This is a genomic window from Nocardia carnea (genome assembly GCF_029869215.1).
Classification (GTDB): domain Bacteria; phylum Actinomycetota; class Actinomycetes; order Mycobacteriales; family Mycobacteriaceae; genus Nocardia; species Nocardia carnea_B.
Genome location: NZ_JARWPM010000449.1, coordinates 1 through 16,979 on the forward strand (window position 1 = coordinate 1; position 16,979 = coordinate 16,979).

At 67.6% G+C, this 16,979-nt stretch carries 13 protein-coding genes; 3 read left to right on the forward strand and 10 right to left on the reverse strand.

Going from position 1 to position 16,979, the window contains the following annotated elements:
- Window positions 1–250: 250 nt before the first annotated feature.
- The 7 genes from QH276_RS34135 to QH276_RS34165 all read right to left on the reverse strand — a co-directional run bounded on the left by QH276_RS34135 (window position 251) and on the right by QH276_RS34165 (window position 5,996).
- Complete coding sequence (locus QH276_RS34135) at window positions 251–1,633, reverse strand: IS1380 family transposase (protein WP_072740121.1); 1,383 nt, start codon at window positions 1,631–1,633, stop codon at window positions 251–253.
- On the reverse strand, window positions 1,630–2,112 hold the full coding sequence (locus tag QH276_RS34140; protein ID WP_139183358.1) for a hypothetical protein: 483 nt from the start codon (window positions 2,110–2,112) through the stop codon (window positions 1,630–1,632). The genes QH276_RS34135 and QH276_RS34140 overlap by 4 nt, the downstream gene beginning before the upstream one ends.
- Complete coding sequence (locus tag QH276_RS34145) at window positions 2,105–2,761, reverse strand: hypothetical protein (protein ID WP_217631342.1); 657 nt, start codon at window positions 2,759–2,761, stop codon at window positions 2,105–2,107. Before QH276_RS34145 ends, QH276_RS34140 begins: the two co-directional genes overlap by 8 nt.
- Window positions 2,758–4,254: a hypothetical protein gene (locus QH276_RS34150; RefSeq protein WP_218017189.1), complete on the reverse strand. Its 1,497-nt coding sequence runs from the start codon at window positions 4,252–4,254 to the stop codon at window positions 2,758–2,760. Before QH276_RS34150 ends, QH276_RS34145 begins: the two co-directional genes overlap by 4 nt.
- Window positions 4,255–4,420: 166 nt before the next feature.
- Window positions 4,421–5,053 carry an ATP-binding cassette domain-containing protein gene (locus QH276_RS34155; protein ID WP_052373435.1) on the reverse strand — a complete coding sequence of 211 codons (633 nt, stop codon included), beginning with the start codon at window positions 5,051–5,053 and terminating at the stop codon, window positions 4,421–4,423.
- Window positions 5,054–5,070: 17 nt separating this feature from the next.
- Entirely contained in the window at window positions 5,071–5,505 is a 435-nt protein-coding gene (locus QH276_RS34160) for a chromate resistance protein ChrB domain-containing protein (RefSeq protein ID WP_029930721.1), read from the reverse strand.
- Window positions 5,502–5,996 (reverse strand): Chromate resistance protein ChrB, encoded by a 495-nt coding sequence (locus QH276_RS34165; protein WP_235204492.1) that lies wholly within the window; start codon window positions 5,994–5,996, stop codon window positions 5,502–5,504. Before QH276_RS34165 ends, QH276_RS34160 begins: the two co-directional genes overlap by 4 nt.
- Before the next feature lie 123 nt (window positions 5,997–6,119).
- On the opposite strand from QH276_RS34165, the gene chrA reads away from it, so the two are divergent.
- Complete coding sequence (chrA, locus tag QH276_RS34170) at window positions 6,120–7,538, forward strand: chromate efflux transporter (RefSeq protein WP_307718306.1); 1,419 nt, start codon at window positions 6,120–6,122, stop codon at window positions 7,536–7,538.
- Window positions 7,539–7,631: 93 nt separating this feature from the next.
- On the opposite strand, the gene QH276_RS34175 is transcribed toward chrA, so the two are convergent.
- Together QH276_RS34175 and QH276_RS34180 are read right to left on the reverse strand one after the other, a co-directional pair.
- Window positions 7,632–7,943: a PepSY domain-containing protein gene (locus tag QH276_RS34175; RefSeq protein WP_029930724.1), complete on the reverse strand. Its 312-nt coding sequence runs from the start codon at window positions 7,941–7,943 to the stop codon at window positions 7,632–7,634.
- A gap of 160 nt (window positions 7,944–8,103) precedes the next feature.
- Window positions 8,104–9,024: a tyrosine-type recombinase/integrase gene (locus QH276_RS34180; protein ID WP_072740120.1), complete on the reverse strand. Its 921-nt coding sequence runs from the start codon at window positions 9,022–9,024 to the stop codon at window positions 8,104–8,106.
- 1,016 nt (window positions 9,025–10,040) lie between these two features.
- On the opposite strand from QH276_RS34180, the gene QH276_RS34185 reads away from it, so the two are divergent.
- Both QH276_RS34185 and QH276_RS34190 read left to right on the forward strand, forming a co-directional pair.
- Window positions 10,041–12,299, forward strand: a complete 2,259-nt coding sequence (locus QH276_RS34185) for a SulP family inorganic anion transporter (protein WP_163844465.1) — start codon at window positions 10,041–10,043, stop codon at window positions 12,297–12,299.
- A 143-nt stretch (window positions 12,300–12,442) separates the two neighbouring features.
- Complete coding sequence (locus QH276_RS34190) at window positions 12,443–14,692, forward strand: MMPL family transporter (RefSeq protein WP_256666651.1); 2,250 nt, start codon at window positions 12,443–12,445, stop codon at window positions 14,690–14,692.
- A 255-nt stretch (window positions 14,693–14,947) separates the two neighbouring features.
- Here QH276_RS34190 and QH276_RS34195 read toward each other — a convergent pair whose 3' ends face one another.
- Window positions 14,948–16,918, reverse strand: a complete 1,971-nt coding sequence (locus QH276_RS34195; protein ID WP_218582428.1) for a cytochrome c oxidase assembly protein — start codon at window positions 16,916–16,918, stop codon at window positions 14,948–14,950.
- Window positions 16,919–16,979: the final 61 nt, after the last annotated feature.

The following is a 16,979-nucleotide window of genomic DNA, read 5'->3' on the forward strand; positions in this document are numbered from 1 at the left end:
GGCTCGCGGCGACCGGTGTCGGCATCTCGGCCGGGCCGCAGTTGATCGAGTCGCGCCGGGGCGGGGGCGTGGATTTTGGCATTAACAATGAGAATGGCGGCTGGGGGGGGTGGGGGGGGTGTGGTGGTGGGGGGGCGGGGCCCGCCGCGCCCCCCCCCCCCCCCCCCCCCCCCCCACCCGCGGGTGGGCTGCCGGGTTCCACAAGTCCGGAGGGTGTCTTTCTTGCTTCGTAGGGGCGGGTTTTTGCTGGTCAGGGTGCTGCGAGGCGGGCGAAAGCGGTGAGAGCGAGACCGGTCCACGGGTTGTGAGCGGGTAGGCGCAGGTGGACCCGGCGGGCGTGACGGGCCAGGCGTGCGGGGATCGAGAACAGTCGCAGTCGTAGTGTTTTCGGTTCCCAGCGGCGTGCGGAATCCGGTCCGAAGGCCAGTATTTGCGTCCAGGCGGTCAGGTCCATGGCGAGTGCGACGATCGCTGTCCAGATGCGGTTGGCGTTGTAGCTGTGGAACGGAAGGTTGCGCAGGCCGGTGTCTTTCGCGGCGCGGATGCGGTCCTCGCAGCGGGCGCGGCGACGGTGCCGTAACTCCAATTCCGGCAGCGGCCCTGTCGTGGTGTTGGTGACGAACGCGGTCAGCCGCAGCCCGTCGTGGTCGGTGAACCGCAACTGCGCGCCGGGGTGCGGGCGTTCCTTGCGCACCACCAGCCGCATCCCGCGCGGCCAACCCGACAGGTCCAGCAGGCCGGTGACCTCGGTAACCCAGGCGCCGGGCCGGGTCTTCCCGCCGGCATCGAGGGCGGGGATCCAGTCGGTGTCGATGAGGTTGTCGAGGGCAGCGACGATGTCGTCGGTGAGAACGAAACCGATCGAATACTGAACGCGGCGGCGGTGGCAGTAGTCGAGGAATTCGTGGGTGCCGCCGCCGGAATCGGCGCGGACCAGGACTTTGCGACCGATCCGCCACCGGTCGACCCGCGGTAGCTGCGTCAACGCGTCGGCCAGTAGTTGTTTGTGGTCGTGCGCGGTATTGGAGCCGGCGTTTCCCGGGCGCAGCATGACCGCGGCCGGTTCCCCGGTGCCGGTCTCGCCGTGGTCGACGAACGCCCGCAACGGGTGAAACCCGAAACCGCGTTTGAAGGTCGGGGCCGCGTGTTCCTTGTCCGAGTGGGCCTCGGTCAAGGTGGCATCGAGATCGATCGTCAACGGCGCCGCCGCGTCGACCCCGTAATCCGGGGCGGCCGTTCCCGCCAATTCCCACGCCCGTGCTCGCGCCTGCGCGCGAGCGGAAGCAATGGCCGCCAACGCTTTGCGCGAATCACCAGCCAACACTGTGATCAGCCGCGATACCGTCGGGTCCGAGGCCACCGCACCGAACACACAGGGCTCGGCCCGCAGCAGCGCCAGGTCTGACACGCAGTCCCCGCCGAGTGCGAGCATCACCGCCAGATCACACACGACCTTGCCCGGATCATGCACCGCACCCGAGCTACGCCACGGCGACAGCCTCTCGGACAAACCCCTGCTCAACCCGGTCTTCTCCACGGTCCGTAGCAGCAATCCCGCCCCGGCCTGCGACACGACCGGCGACCCGCCGACCTCGATTTTCAGCGACGGATACCACGACATAGACTCACTCACCGAAAAGGTGCTCCTGAAACTGTTCGATTCGACCTTAGACAAGCCGAATTATCGCAGTTCAGAGCACCTTTTCGCCAATTCCGGCACCTTGTGCCGGAATTGGCGTGAGGGATCGAGGTTAGGGCCGCATTCTCGCCGGCGAGGGTGTTGATCACTGTCGCGTACAACCGGAGTCGTTGTTCCAGGTCCGCGACCTGCTCGAGCAGGGCGGCGCGCTCGGCGCGAAGGCGAGGAACGTCGCTGCCGCATCGGCAGCTCACCGCTGGTTGGGACACGGTGGTTCTCACCCTCGCCTGGAACTTCTCCTTCAGATCGAGGTGCCGGTGGGTCAACTGCCAGCGTTTGACACCCGCTTCGACTGCCAGTTGGGACACGCTCAGCCGTCCCGTAGCGCGGAGCGGAGTGCCGGTGAGCAGGCGATCCATTGCCGCGATGATCGCTACCCGGGTCGCGTCAGGTTCGGAGGCGGATTCAGTCACCTGCGCTCCTCTGTCGTGGCGGCCGGTCGTGGATGTCGAGTATCGTTGCCAGACGGTGCAATTCGTGCAGTTCGCGTTCGTGGCGGATCGGTGGAGCCAGTGGATCGGAGACCACGCGGGTAAGCGCGTCGTAGCGGGCACGGATCACTACGATGTCCCGGTCGGTGCGGGCGATGTTGCGGCATTTGGGTCGGCAGTCCTCAAGATCGGGAGTGACCAGCGGATCGTCGGCGGTGCCGCGGAGCTGGCAGGCGGCGTGTGCGGGGTCGAATACGCAGGTCATGCCCTCGCCGTGATGGATCTGAAGCAGCGGGTTGCCCAGTAGATCGCGGGTTTGGCGCGGGCTTCGCAAAACGTGGCCGGCGAATTGAGCGTCGGCCGCTGCGATGCGGTGGCGGTAGGCGGTGTCGGCAGGGCCGCTGACATGTTCACCGGCATCGAGCGCGCGGCGATCGGCGGCGATGTTCTCGAGCCGGCAGAGCCAGTCCTCGAAAGCGTAGTCGTCGGGGAATCCGGATTCGTAGGTTCCGGCGTATCCCTGCAGCATGCGGGTGTGGGCGTGGCCGTACTGGATCGAGGCGGCGATCAGGCCGCGCGGACGGCGCCGAATGAACCACGCGAGAGTTCTGCGAAACCGGGACGCGTTCAATCCTCCGTTCGGATCGGCGGGGATCGCGTCGGCTCGCCCACGCCGACGACATTCGTCGTTGACCCAGGTGACGAAGCGGGCAATGTCGCGGGCCATGGTGGTCGACGTGCGGGCCTTGCCTTGGCGGGTGTATCGCGCGGCCGTCGGTAGGGTTCGAGCCAGGTCGGGAACAGCAGAGGCTGGGAGTGCAACTGCTCGAGGACCTCGATGGCACGGGCGACGACACCGATGACCACCCACGGGATACGGCGAAGTTGTCCTTCCACCAACTTGTTACCGTCGGCGTCGACGGCGTTCTTGAAATACAGGCCCTGCATCGACCACAGATCGTTGACCGCATCGTATTCCAGGCAGTCGCGTTGCAGATTCAGCACCTCACCGGGGCGGGCTCCGGAGAGGTAGGCGATCACCACGAAGCAGGCGGTGCTGAGCAGCCGCGCCAGTTTCGGCGCCTCGTGGTAGCTGATCGGACGGTCCCGCCACGGCCGCTCGTCGAGCAGTGCGGAGATCGGGGTATCGAGGTTGGCTTGATCCGAGACCGGAAGACCGGCCTCAAGGACCCGGCGGCCGGCCACCGTGTCGCCCAGTCCATCGCCGACCGCTCCGATGATCAAACCGACGGGGTGCCAATCCACCACCGCGCACCCATTGTCGTCGAGGCTGCCGGGCAGGGCACCGCCACATCGCTGCAGCCGCGCGACATACTCGTTCAAGCGGCGGGGTACATCGCCGGGTGGCGGGCGGCTGCTGCGCCCGGCGTTGTCCCGCTGGGCGGGTTCTTCGTCGTGCAACCGCATGTGCTCGGCGTGGGCGGTAAGGATGTCGGCGGCGAAGTCGTCGACGAACCGGATCGCCCAGCACAGCAGGTGTTGCATCGTGGTCTCGGCGATGCGTGGTGTGCGGTTTTCGAGGTAGTTGACTGCGCGACCGAAGATTTCGAAGGATTCCTCACCACCCCAGGGCGGTGCGGGCGGCAAGCGCAGGCACTCGGGAAGCACGGTGCGGTAGGCCCACAATCGTTTGACCTCCATCAACCGCTGGTACTTCATTTGCAGTCGAATCGGCTCCTGGGCAAGGGCGGCCAGGTAGTCGTCGAGCATCGGGTTGGTGACCCGACCGAAGCTGCTGTGGCCCCGCTCGTGCATCCAGGTGAGGAACGGCCGCAGCAAGCCCAGCGCTGTCATGACCGTGCGCACCGACGGCCGGGAGTTCCCACCACGCAGCCGCGCGGCGCCGGTGTGGTTGAGCAGGTGCCAGAAGTAGATCTTCACCTCCTGCCGTAAGGGCGAGGGGATGGCCGCGAAGTTGAGGCTGTGACCACTGAAGTGGTCCTCGAAGATCGCCGGGTCAAGGTCCCATCGGTCGGCAGCGAGCAGAGACAGCCGATCGCTGCCCGTCCCGGGCCGTAGCGGACGCGACTCGAGTACGCGGGTATTCGGCTGTGGCACATCGGTGTCGGTGCCGGGGATCGATGCATGGTGGGGTGAGATCATCGCAGGTCCAGCTCTCTGTTCAGAAGTCGGCTCACCAAGTCGCGCTCGGCATCGGAGGCGTTCGCGCGGGCGGTGTCGATGGCGGCGCGGCTGTGTTGGTCGAGCAGGTCCGACAGTTGAGCGTGGGGACGGGCGAAACGCCTGCGCCCACCGCAGCGGTGTCATTTCACCACGGCGTTCGGCGAGCTGATCGTGGACGAGTACTTGCACCGGCAGATGCCGGGGTAGCGCCCGCGCACAGGGGCATTGCAGGCACAATATGAACGAGGCCCGGCACGGCTGCCCGGCGGGTGAGTGCGGGCTGTGGGTGTTGTCGATGCAGGCACCCAGCACGGTGTCGAGTCGGCCGTCGATCATGCGCTCGAGCGTGTGAGCGTGCCAGGCACACCCGCTGCGCCTGACCGCCGGACAGTTCCGCGCAGCGGCGGTCCCCGAACGTCGGCGCCAACCCCGCCCGGGTCAGCAGCGCCGCGACCCGGTCGTCCGACAGGCCGGGGCGGGCGGTGCGGAGTTCGTCGGCGACGGTGTCGGTGAGCAGGGTCGGGTGCTGGGAAACCAGTCCGATACGGCGGCGCAGTTCCAGGACGTCGAGGCGGGTGATCGGGGTGGCGTCGAGCAGGATCCGGCCCCGGTCGGGCTCGGCGAGCCGGTTGAGCAGCCGCAGCAGGGTGGTCTTCCCGGCCCCGCTGGCCCCGACCACCGCCGCACACTCACCACCGGGAAACGTCGCATCGACCTCGACGAGCACCGGTGCGCAGCCATGACTGACGCTGACCTGATCCAGGGTGATGGCGGGCATGGTGTGGTCTGTGCCGGTCAGGCGGGTTCGCGGCCGAGGAGGGTAGCGCGCCGGTAGAACTCGTAGAGGCCGTCGAAGACCGGTGCGGTGACGGCGAGGGTGTGTTCGTCGTCGCCGATCATCGACAGCCCGCGCAGGACGACATCGAGGCCCGGGGCTTCGGGAGCGTCGTAGCGTTCGTCGTCGATATCGGCTTCGTGGACGATCTCGGCGATCCGAGCCAGGGCGGCGTCGCCGGTGAGCTCATAGCGCGCCACGATGGTCTCGAAACTGCAATCGCCACCATGGTGGCCCAGCTCCACTCCGCGCATGTCGAACGCGGTCGCCTCATCGGGAACCTGGTCGGGGTCGGTGACGAACACGAACACGGCATCGGGGTCGATAAAGCGGCGGATCAACCACGCGCAGGCGGCGCGGTCGATATGGATTCCGGCACGGGTGGCCCATTTCATGCGGATTCAATCTCCTCGCGGTCGGAATGATCGGGATGCAGGGCATCAACGGCGGCGACGGCGGCGCGCCGCTCGGCGGGCGGGAAGTAGTCACGGCGGTGAATGCGCCGCAGCTCGGCGCGCAGCCTGCGCAGCACCCGCCGCCGGGTCGCCGCATCGGCGGCGCGCGCCTGCTCGGCCTCGGCCAGCACCGCGCCGTATTCGGCGGCCCGGGCAGCGGCCAGCTCCCGGGCCAGCGCACGTTCCTGTGCAGTGACGGTTGGCTGGGCCAGCCAGATCGTCGCGTCCCCGCCCGCGGCGAGGACTTCCTCGGCGATCCACTCCAAATGCTCGCGCGTGCGGGCATCGGCAGGCAACCCCACCAGCCCGTCGCCCAGCTGCGCGACACCGAGCCGTTTGAGGTTGCGCCACACCGCGATACGGGCGGTGGACGGCTCGCGCGGCATCCGATAGCACAGCAGCACCCACCCGGCCTGCGTCGCGTTCGTCACTGCCGCGCTCCCTCACTTCACTACATCAATGCAACCATGGTTACATCAAAAGGAACGGGTCGCAAAGGCCCACAGCGAACGACTACCGCTGCGACCTCACGCTCGTCCGAAGGAGACCCGCCGGTGACCGCCCCCGACCACGCCTCACCACCGCCCAACGACACCGGATCCGGGAAGCCGGGACCGCCACCGCGGCGTGATCTGGTCCCGTTCCGCCACGCGCTGCGCACCTGGTTCGTGATCTCGTTGCAGACCTTCGGCGGACCGGCCGGGCAGATCGCGGTCATGCAACGCACCCTGGTGGAGGACAAACGCTGGATCGGACAGCGGCGGTTCAACCACGCCCTGTCCTACTGCATGCTGCTGCCCGGACCCGAAGCCCAACAGCTGGCGATCTATGTCGGCTGGCTGCTCAACGGCACCCGCGGCGGCCTGGCCGCCGGCACCCTGTTCGTACTGCCCGGCGTGCTCACGCTGCTCGCGCTGTCGGCGATCTACGTCACCGTCGGCGACACCACCGCCGTCACCGCCGTCTTCGCCGGGCTCGGCCCGGCCGTGGTCGTCATCGTCGCCCAAGCCGTCATCCGGGTCGGCCGCCGCGCCCTGCACCACCCCGCCCTGGTGGCGATCGCCGTCGCCGCGTTCGCGGCCCTGACCCTGTTCGCGATCCCCTTCCCCCTCGTGATCGCCGCCGCCGCGGGCATCGGGTGGGCATTGAGCCGCCTGGCCCCGCACACCATCCACCCCCAAAAGGACACCGGCGACGACGGCCCCGCACCCGTGATCAACGACGACACCCTGCACCACGAACCCCCCTCCGCGCGCCGCAACCTGCGAATACTGACCGTCGGGCTGGTGGCGTGGGCGCTGCCGATCATCGCGGTCGCCGTGCTCACCGGCGCGCACAGCATCTTCACCACCCAAGCCGTCTTCTTCTCCGGCACCGCACTGGTCACCTTCGGCGGCGCCTACGCCGTGCTCGCCTTCGTGGCCCAACGCGCCGTCGAGGTCTACGCCTGGCTCACCCCCACGGAGATGGTGCGCGGCCTGGCACTGGCCGAATCCACCCCGGGACCGTTGATCATGGTCGTGCAATTCGTCGCGTTCCTCGGCGCCTACCACCACCCCGGCGGCCTGAACCCCTGGCTCGCCGCCATCATCGCCGCCCTGCTCACCACCTGGGTGACCTTCGTGCCGTGCTTCCTGTTCATCTTCCTCGGCGCCCCCTACGTCGAACGACTACGCCACAACACCACCCTGTCCGGCGCCCTGACCGGCATCACCGCCGCCGTCGTCGGCGTCATCGCCAACCTCGCCGTCTTCTTCGCCACCCACACCCTGTTCACCGGCACCCGCGACATCCACACCGGGCCACTGCGCATCGCCCTGCCCGCCCTCGACACCGCCAAACCCGTCGCCCTCGCCCTCACCGCCGTCGCGGCAGTCCTCGTGTTCGGGCTGAAATGGCCCATGCTGCGTGTACTCACCGTTTGCGCCGCACTCGGCGCGGCCGCCGCAGCACTCGGACTACCCGTCACATGACCAGGCCGCAGCCGAGTACGGGCCCGGCCGCGACCCTGGCCACACGGGTGGTGCACGCGGTCTACCCCAGATCCGCGTCACCGACCGCCGGGGTCATTCGTCGTCGTCGGCCGGTTCTGTCCCCAGGACTTTCATGTCCTTGTCCAAGTGCACCTCGAGCACCGAGCCGTCGGGGGCGGTGACCTGCACCCCATAGGCGGCAGCGCCCTCATCGGATTCGGTTTCGACCTCACCGGTCGTGCCGCCGGGCACCGCCTCCACGGCCGCGGCACGCGCCCGATCGGCGGCCGGCCCGGTCACCTCGTCATCGTCACCGTCGAAGGCGTACCCGATACCCACCCCGGCCGCCGCCACAATCGCGACGCCGGCAGCGGCAGTGGTGGCGATCCTCGCCCTACGGTTCATCGAACCCACTCCCTTTCTCGATCGATTCGGATGCTTGCCGAACCGACGGTAGACACCCCCGATGAAGCGATCATGAAGATCCGCGCCGACGGCACCGGCCGCGCAGTGCGAGGCCGTCATGTCCGATGACTGCGCGGTGGGAACCCTGGGCCCGGACCGCTCAGCGCCGCCGCCGCGCGGCAGGGTCGGTCTGGGCCTGCCACCGGATCAGCGCCTCCGCGGATGGCCGCGAGTACTTACCCAGGGATCGCACCGAGGTGTGCCCGCTCATCCGCATCAGCATCGGTGTCGACGCCCCGTCCTCGGCGGCGTGTGTGAGTTTCGAATGACGCAACTGATGCAGCGTGAACGGTCCACGCGCGAACCCGCCGGTGTGGTGCTCGAACAATTCCAGGGCCCGCCGGTACGACAACCTCCCCCGCAGCGTGGAAGGGTCGATATCGCCCACAGCAACACCGGGTTTCGCCTTGCGGTCGGTCAGGAACACCGGCCCGGACTTCCGCCCGGCCAGAAGCCGGGGCAGCAGCCGCGCGGTGCCGCTCTGCCACGCGACCACGTCGCGGGCCCCGCCCTTGCGGGTCACCACGGCGCACCGGTTGCCCATGTCCAGGTCCGGGATGTCGAGCATCAGCAGCTCCTCGGCACGAGCCGCGGTCTCGTACAGCATCGTCCACAGCACCCGTTCCCGTAGCGGCACATCCGCCGCGAGCAACCAGGTCACCTCGTCGCGGGTCAGCGCCCGCGAGTGATCCGGCGGCACCTTCCGCGGCACCAGCCGGACGAGAGGATCGCCGACCAGCCACTGCTGCGCACGCCAGTACTCACACGCCGCGCGCAGCGACGCGAGGCGGACATTGAACGTCTGCGCTGAACTACCGCCCCACTTGAACACGAACCAGCCACCGACCCGCTCGGCCTCCAGCAGGCCCACATCCGAATCGGCACCGAAATCGCTCACCAGCCGGTTGAGGGCCACGGCATACCCGCGGCGGGTGTTGGCGCTCGGGATCGTGGACAAGAAGTGATCCACCGCATCCTTCAATCGCACGCCCCGCACCGGCAGCGCCCGCACCTGTCCCACGATCAGTCCTTCCGCCCCCCGGTCACCGGACCCGATCGGCGCTACCACAGATAATTTACGGAGTCGCTCCGCCCGGGAAGAGGCATCGCGCCAGCTCGCCATCGAAGCTACCGCAGATAATAGGCCATTGTCTGCGGCAACTCCTTAGCGCGACTTTTCCCGGATTTGGGCCGAGCATCGTGCCCATCCATCCGAAACCAACTGCTACACAACCCATCTCGACAACCGAGGGAAGTCAGATACCGCTTAGCGCGACTTTTCTCGTCACTGGACCCCACACGCCGTCACCGGCAAATGATCATTTCTCCCACGACCGCGGCATCGCCGGCAATCCCGCGGATAACCGAGCAACTTCGCTGGTGCCGCCCTGCCGACTGCACCATACGGTGCAGTCCGAAAAATTTTCTGGGAGTAGATATTCGGCCCGATGGCCTCGACGCCAGGTGCCGGCCCGGCGTCGAGGCCACGGAATCCGACACGAAGGGTTGTCCAGACCCTTCCTACGGCCGGAAGTGTGCTCCGAACCTGATGAGGGGTGGCTCGGCGCACGACGCCACCCTAGGCGCCACGACGCGAAACCCACAGTGTGAACAACCACATTCAGGTTGATTCTAAGTAACTTCTCAGTTGTTACTACGTGTCATAGTATTTATGAATTGACGAACGGTCCACGTCACCACGGAAGGTACTTCGTCGATCGCGTATCAGCCGGAAATTCGACGACGAGCCACAGGTCCGGCTTTCGCGGATGCGAAGCTTTCCACAGCCCGATGTCGGCAGACACCCCTTTCCGGCAATCTCCGCGCCACAAGCAGGCCTTTAAATACTATGTAGAATAGTTTTTCACTGAGAATCGCCTGATAATCGCCCTACTTGTGACGGCCGTCACGCGCCGTAAGCAAGGTGTGTTCGTACAGTCGCGCAGTGCCGGCTCACCGCACCCGTGGATCCGAGGCGAACAGCCGGCGCTCGCTACTGCCCACGTGGACCACGGTCCGAAACCGACAAGGATGTAGATGTTCGGAGAATCATCGGGTGCCGGGACCGGCTTGCTGAAAGGGCGGATGCAGACCCTGCTCCGCTACGACCTGCCCGCGTCGGTGGTGGTGTTTCTCGTCGCGTTGCCGCTGTCGCTGGGCATCGCGATCGCCTCGGACGCACCGATCATGGCCGGACTGATCGCCGCCGCCATCGGCGGGATCGTAGCGGGCCTGCTCGGCGGTTCACCGCTGCTGGCCAGTGGCCCCGCGGCTGGGCTCACCGTCGTCGTGGCCGAACTGGTGGGCCGTTTCGGATGGAAGGTGACCTGTGCGATCACGGTGGGAGCGGGGGTGCTCCAGATTCTGCTGGGGCTGAGCCGGGTCGCCCGGGCCGCGCTCGCCATTTCGCCGGTGGTGGTACACGCCATGCTGGCAGGTATCGGCGCGATCATCGCCCTGCAACAGGTGCACGTGCTGCTGGGCGGATCGTCACAGAGCTCGGTATGGCAGAACGTCGTTCAATTGCCCGGGCAACTCGGCTCGGCACACTTCGGCGATGTGGTGGTGGGGTTGTGTGTGATCGTCGTGCTGTTCGGGTGGCGCTACGTGCCCGGGCCACTGGGCAAAGTGCCCGCGGCGCTGGTGGGCGTGGTGGCCGCGACCGCGGTCTCGCTGATCTTCCCCCTCGAGGTCGAGCGGGTGGAGATGAACGGCTCCATTCTCGATGCCATCGCTGTGCCGGCGCTGCCGCAGGGCGCGTGGGGCGCGTTCTTCGGAGGTGTGCTGACGATGGCGCTCATCGCCAGCGTGGAGAGCCTGCTTTCGGCGGTGGCGGTGGACAAAATGCATTCGGGGCCGCGTTCGGATCTGAACCGGGAGATGATCGGCCAGGGGGCGGCGAACGTGGCCTCCGGGATGCTCGGTGGCCTGCCGGTCACCGGGGTCATCGTGCGCTCGGCGACCAATGTCAGCGCGGGTGCGCGCTCGAAGGCGTCCACGGTGCTGCACGGGGTATGGATCCTGGTCTTCTCCCTGGCCCTGGCCGGGCTGGTGCAGCAGATCCCGAAATCGGTGCTGGCTGGGCTCCTGATCGTCATCGGCATCCAGTTGATCAAGATCGCGCACATCCGTCTGGCACGCCGGACCGGCGATCTGCCGGTGTATGTCACCACGATCGCCGGAGTCATGCTGCTGAACCTGCTGGAAGGAGTTCTGCTCGGCTTGGTACTCGCCGTGATACTGGTGCTGTGGCGCTCGGTGCGCGCTTCGGTTCATGCCGAGCCCGTCGGCGCGCAGGACTCGAGGCACTGGCACGTCGCGATCGAGGGAACGTGCAGCTTCCTGTCGCTGCCACGACTGACCAAGACCCTGGCCACCGTACCGGCGGGCAGCGATGTCACGATCGAGCTCACCGCCGACTACCTGGACCACGCCGTGGCCGAGGCAATCGAGGAATGGGCACGCCGGCACCGCGAAACCGGCGGTACCGTGCTCGTCGACGAGATCGGCACCGCGGCGATCACCGCCGCCCCGCATCGCACGCCGCAACGGCACCTGACCGCGGCACTCGCCCGCGGATTCGCGCCGTGGAACAAGCGCCAGCACCGCGGGTCCGACGGCTCCGCAACCGACCTGTTGCGGCCGATGATCAGCGGGATCGATAACTACCATCGTCGTCACGCGACGTTGCTGCGCGAGCATCTGCACGAATTGCGTGACGGGCAGTCGCCCCATTCGTTGTTCCTGGCCTGCTCGGACTCGCGGCTCGTGCCCAACGTGATCACCGGCAGCGGGCCGGGTGACCTGTTCACCGTGCGCAATATCGGAAACATCGTCGCCCCCGATGCACTCGATACCTCACTGGAAGCCGCGCTGGCGTTCGGCATCGACACTGTGGGGGTGAGCGCTGTGGTCGTATGTGGCCATTCCGGTTGCGGTGCAATGCAGGCGATTGCGAATGCTCCGGACGGCGACGGGCAGCACGACACCGATCCGATCGGCGAATGGCTTCGCCACGCCGCGCCTACGCGCCAAGCGTGGCTCGATGGACATCCGGTGGGACGGGCCGCGGCCGCGGCCGGATTCGATGAGGTAGACCAGCTCGGCATGATCAACGTTGCCCTGCAGGTCCGCACCCTGCGAATGAACCACCCGACCGTTGCCGCAGCGGTAGCGGCCGGGCGGGTCGAGGTCGCGGGCCTGTTCTTCGATATCGCCTCGGCCCGGGTCCTGCACATCACCGAAGCCGAAGTCGTGGAACTCGGCAACACCTCGCGAGAACCCGCCGGGGTGTAGCGGAATCAGCGGTGCGGTGCCGGTGCGTGAGAAGCGCCGGCATCGCACCGAGCGCGGCTCTTCTGGCTACCACCCCGCGCGATCGGCTTCGAAAGTGGGCAAGCCCCTGTACACACGCGACCCGATCGAATTAACATATTCGCATGTCTGCATCTAATAGTGGCGGTATCGTCCGCGGCCGGCTGTGGCGTTGGGGAATGTTGATGGCGCGCCGGCGATGGCTGGTGCTCACGGTATGGGGACTGGTCACGCTGGCCGGTGCCGCAAGTTATCCCGCCTTGTCGGACCGACTCGGAGGCATGGATTTCGGCGTGGAGGGCTCCCAATCACAGCAGGTCGACGCGCTGGTGGGTGAGCACTTCCCATCCTTCGGCGCCGAACAGGACGTGATCGTGTTCCGCTCGGATACCGCCGTCGTCGACGACGAGGTCTACCGCGACACCGTGGGCGAGGTGGTGCGGGAGGCACGTGCAGTCCCAGGCGTAGTGGGGGTGATCGATCCGTTCACCGGTCCCGGGCAGATCGCGGAGGACCGGCGCGTGGCGATCGCGCCGGTCGGTATCGACGGCGATATGGCCGCTCGCGCCGAAGTCGCGGCTCGCCTGCAGGCGGCGGTCGGCGCCGCGGGTAACGACGTAGTGTCTGCGGCGGTGACCGGCTATTCGCCGGTGCAGAACGATGCCACCGCGATTCAGGAACGCGATCTCGGACGCGCCGAGGCCATCGGCCTGCCGATCGCGCTGGTGGTGCTGGTCCTGGCGTTGGGGGCCCTGGGTGCGGCGGTGGTGCCGATCGTGGTCGCTGTTGCGGGCTTGCTACTCGCCGTCGGTGGGCTGTTACTGCTCAGCGGGGTGCTGGACTTCGATCAGCTGGTGATGTCGATGGCGACAATGATCGGCATCGGAATCGGCATCGACTACGCGATGTTCGTGGTGGCACGGTTCCGAGAAGAACTGTCCCGCGCTGGGATCAGCGAGCGGCGCGATCACCCGGGGATCGCCGCGGCGCTGGGGCGCACTCTGGCGACCTCGGGCAGGACCATCCTGGCATCGGGGATCATCGTGATGATCTCGCTGTCGGCGTTGCTGGTGATGGACGCCCCGGTCTTCCGTGGCGCCGCGCTCGGCGTATCCACCGCGGTACTGGCCACCCTCACCGCCGGCCTGACCCTGCTCCCGGCGTTACTTGCCGTACTCGGGCCCGCCCTGAACCGTGGCGCGCTGCCGCGCCGGCTGCGCCCACGGGAGATGACCGCCGACGCGGACGCTTCCGCGAGCCGGTGGGCTCGATGGGCGCGCATAGTCATGGCACGGCCGGTGCTGTTCGGTGGCGGCACGGTGGCGGTGCTGTTGCTGGCTGCGGCCCCGTTGCTGGGTATCCGCTACGGGCTCGACATGGGCACGAACTCGCTCGGGGACGCGCCGTCCGGTCGCGCCGGCACCGTGCTCGCCGAGAATTTTGCGCCAGGAGCCCTCTCACCGGTCGAGGTCGTCGCAACCGGCGCCGGCGACACCCCGCTCAGCGCCGAGCAATCCGCGCAGGTTCAACAGTTCCTCACCGCTACCGCCGCCGATGCCCGCGTAGAGGCCGTGACCCCCGCTCAGCCGAGCAACGGCCGGGTGCTGGCCGCCGTGATCCCGGCCGTGCCCTTCGACTCCGCACAAGCCGAGACGCTGGTACGGGACCTACGCGAGGCCGCTGAAGTGGCGTCCGCGAAAGGGGGCCCACAGATACTTGTCGGCGGCACCACCGCAGAATTCGTCGATCTCGCCGACGAGATGACAAGCAAGCTACCGCTTGTGATCGCCCTCGTACTGGCCGCGTCTCTGGTGTTCCTGCTCATCGCCTTCGCGAGCCTCGCGCTTCCGATCAAGGCGATCGTGATGAACCTGCTCGCCACCGGTGCCGCACTGGGGCTGACGGTTGCGGTGTTCCAGTGGGGGTGGGGCCAGTCGCTACTGGGGTTCACCAGTACCGGATTCCTGCAGGTGTATCTGCCGACAATGGTTTTCGCGATCCTGTTCGGGCTGTCGATGGATTACGAGGTCTTCCTGATCCGGCGCATGCGCGAACACATCGACGCCGGGGCGGACAACACTTCCGCTGTCGCCGGCGGGCTGGCCCGTACCGCGCGGCCGATCACCGCCGCGGCGGCGATCATGGTTGCGGTCTTCGGCAGCTTCACCACCGCCCAGATCCTGGAATTGAAACAACTCGGATTCGCCCTGGCCGTCGCGGTGGCCATCGATGCCGTCCTCATCCGGCTGGTCCTGGTCCCCGCGCTCATGCGCGTACTCGGCCAGTGGAACTGGTGGCTGCCCACACTGCCACGCCGCAAGCACAGAGCGTCTCCTGATCCGGAGGACGGCACTCGGACCGTCGAACGGGTATGAAACTACGCGCCCAGCCCGCAGCAGTAGGCGATGATCACAGCACGCCACGCTCAGTCGTCGTACGCTGTGTACCCGCGGCGACCGACACTCGAGGCCGCCGCCACTCACGCTGGCCCAGCGTAAATCCGGTCGGAGGGAGCGCGGCTCGACCATCCATTTCAGCGATCTCCGATCGTTGGCCACTGCACAGACCGCGTGAACTTCATGGCCGGCAAGACGATTCGTCCAGCCATTCCGGCAGACCAGGAGATCGACTCACACAAGATCACGTACACGCCGACGGCTAGCAGCCGCTGATTGTTCATCCGCACCGCCGCGCAGGCGCATCACCACGGCGGTGATGCACACGCCGAGCCCGGCGACGAGGGCGATGGTACTGCCGAGCCGCTGATCCGCAGCCAGATCGCTGAGCCAGTCCCGCCGCAACGAGGTGTAATAGTCGGCGGCAACAAGCGGACCACCGGTTCGCAGGATCGCCGCCACCGCAACGTACGCGACCAAAGCCGAGCCCATGAAAAACAGGGAGTCCCTCCGGCTCAGTCGCGGATGACCGGTGGGATCGGTGCCGAGCCCGACCCAGAACACCAGGTATCCGGTGGTGAGGACATAGGCATTGGCGAGCACGTGCCAGACGTGCGAACCGGCTACCGAGTCGTAAACGCCACCGAGATGAAACCAGGCGAAACCGCCGGCGAACAGGGCCCAGACCACCAGCGGCCGGGTCAACGCGCGGACCGGCCATCCCCGGTGCAGTGCTTTCAGCCACTCCCGGAGCCCGGGAACCGCTGCGGGACCCGACGGTCCGAGCGCGTACCGGGCCAGGGTGAGTGGTGCACCGGCCGCAAGGCAGAGCGGAGCGGCCAACCCCAGGATGGCAATCGCGCTCGAGTGCACGCTGAACACCGCCGGAGCGAAACGCCCCAGCCCCGAGGAGGTCGCCACCAACACCAGCGCGCAGCCACACAGCCAGCTTGTGGTTCGCCCGCGTGACCAGACCAACCCGGCCCGGGCCATCTTCCGGACGCCGAGCAGATAGCAGACCACCAGCGCCACCGCGACAGCGCCGAACAGCAGATCCACACGCCACTCGAGAGCAAGACGCGACGCACTCGGCGGGCCGCTGAGCGCGTAACCCAGCACCTCCTCGACGACACTCGGCTCACGACGCTCCCGCGGCGGCGGGGGCGGGGTTCGGCCGAGCGCCACCGCCAGCCCCACCGTCGCCACCAGCAGCAGGGTCTCTGCCACAGCGAGCCGGGCAAAGGCGCTCCGATCGTCGGGATCGTCCGTGACCGCGCGGACTGCGAATCGACGCTGGCGCCACCCCAAGGTTCCGCCCAGGACGAGCGCAGCGACCTTGGCGAACACCAGCACGCCGTAGGCGCTGGTCAGCAGGTCTCCGATCGGCACGCGGACCAGGGCGTTGACGACACCGGATACAGCCACCACGGCGAACGCGGCCGTCGCGATGACGGAGAATCGCCGCAGGGCAACGTCGAGATGCTCTCCGCCGCGGCGCACGTGCAACACCAGTGCGGCCAGGCCACCGACCCACACGGTGGCCGCGATCAGGTGCAATACCAGGCTGTTGGTGGCGATGTCGTGGTCGCCACCTGTGGCCGAATGCCCCGATACCGCTCTCGGTAGCAACGAGATCACCGCCAGGGCCAGCAGTACAGGTGTCCATCGATGCCGCAGCGTCACCACGCAACCCACCGCGACGACAATGCCCAGGACCGCTGTCCAGGCCCATGCCCGGGTCACCTCGATATCGCCGACCGTGCGCAGAAATGGCAGTGGATCGGTGACGACGTCCCCTAGCGGCCGCCCGGATGTATCCGACAGCGTCAGCGGCACCAGCAGGACGGCGCTGCCCGCCCAGACCGACGCCGCGATGCCGGCGGTCCGCACGGCCAGGCAGCCGTCTACGTCGAGTACACCGGACGGTTGCGGTGGCACCAGAACCGCGGCCAGCAGCAACGAGCCCACCATCACCACCGCCGCGATCTCCCCCACTGCCATGGCAACAGGCAACCCGACAGTGGTCACCACACCCGGATCGGGGAGCCCGAGCAACCGCAGCGCCTCCCCGGTGGACAGCCGCGCCAGCACAGCCGCAACGGCCGCGCCGACCACCATCCACAGCAGCAGGTGCCGAGGCACTGTGCGGGCCAGTGACAACGGGGTGCGAGCGCCACGGCCACTCGCCCGCGAAATACTATCCATAGTAGTAATACCCTGGCACAGAGCCGGGACCGGGGAGCGATCGGCTCCCGCTTCCGATCCC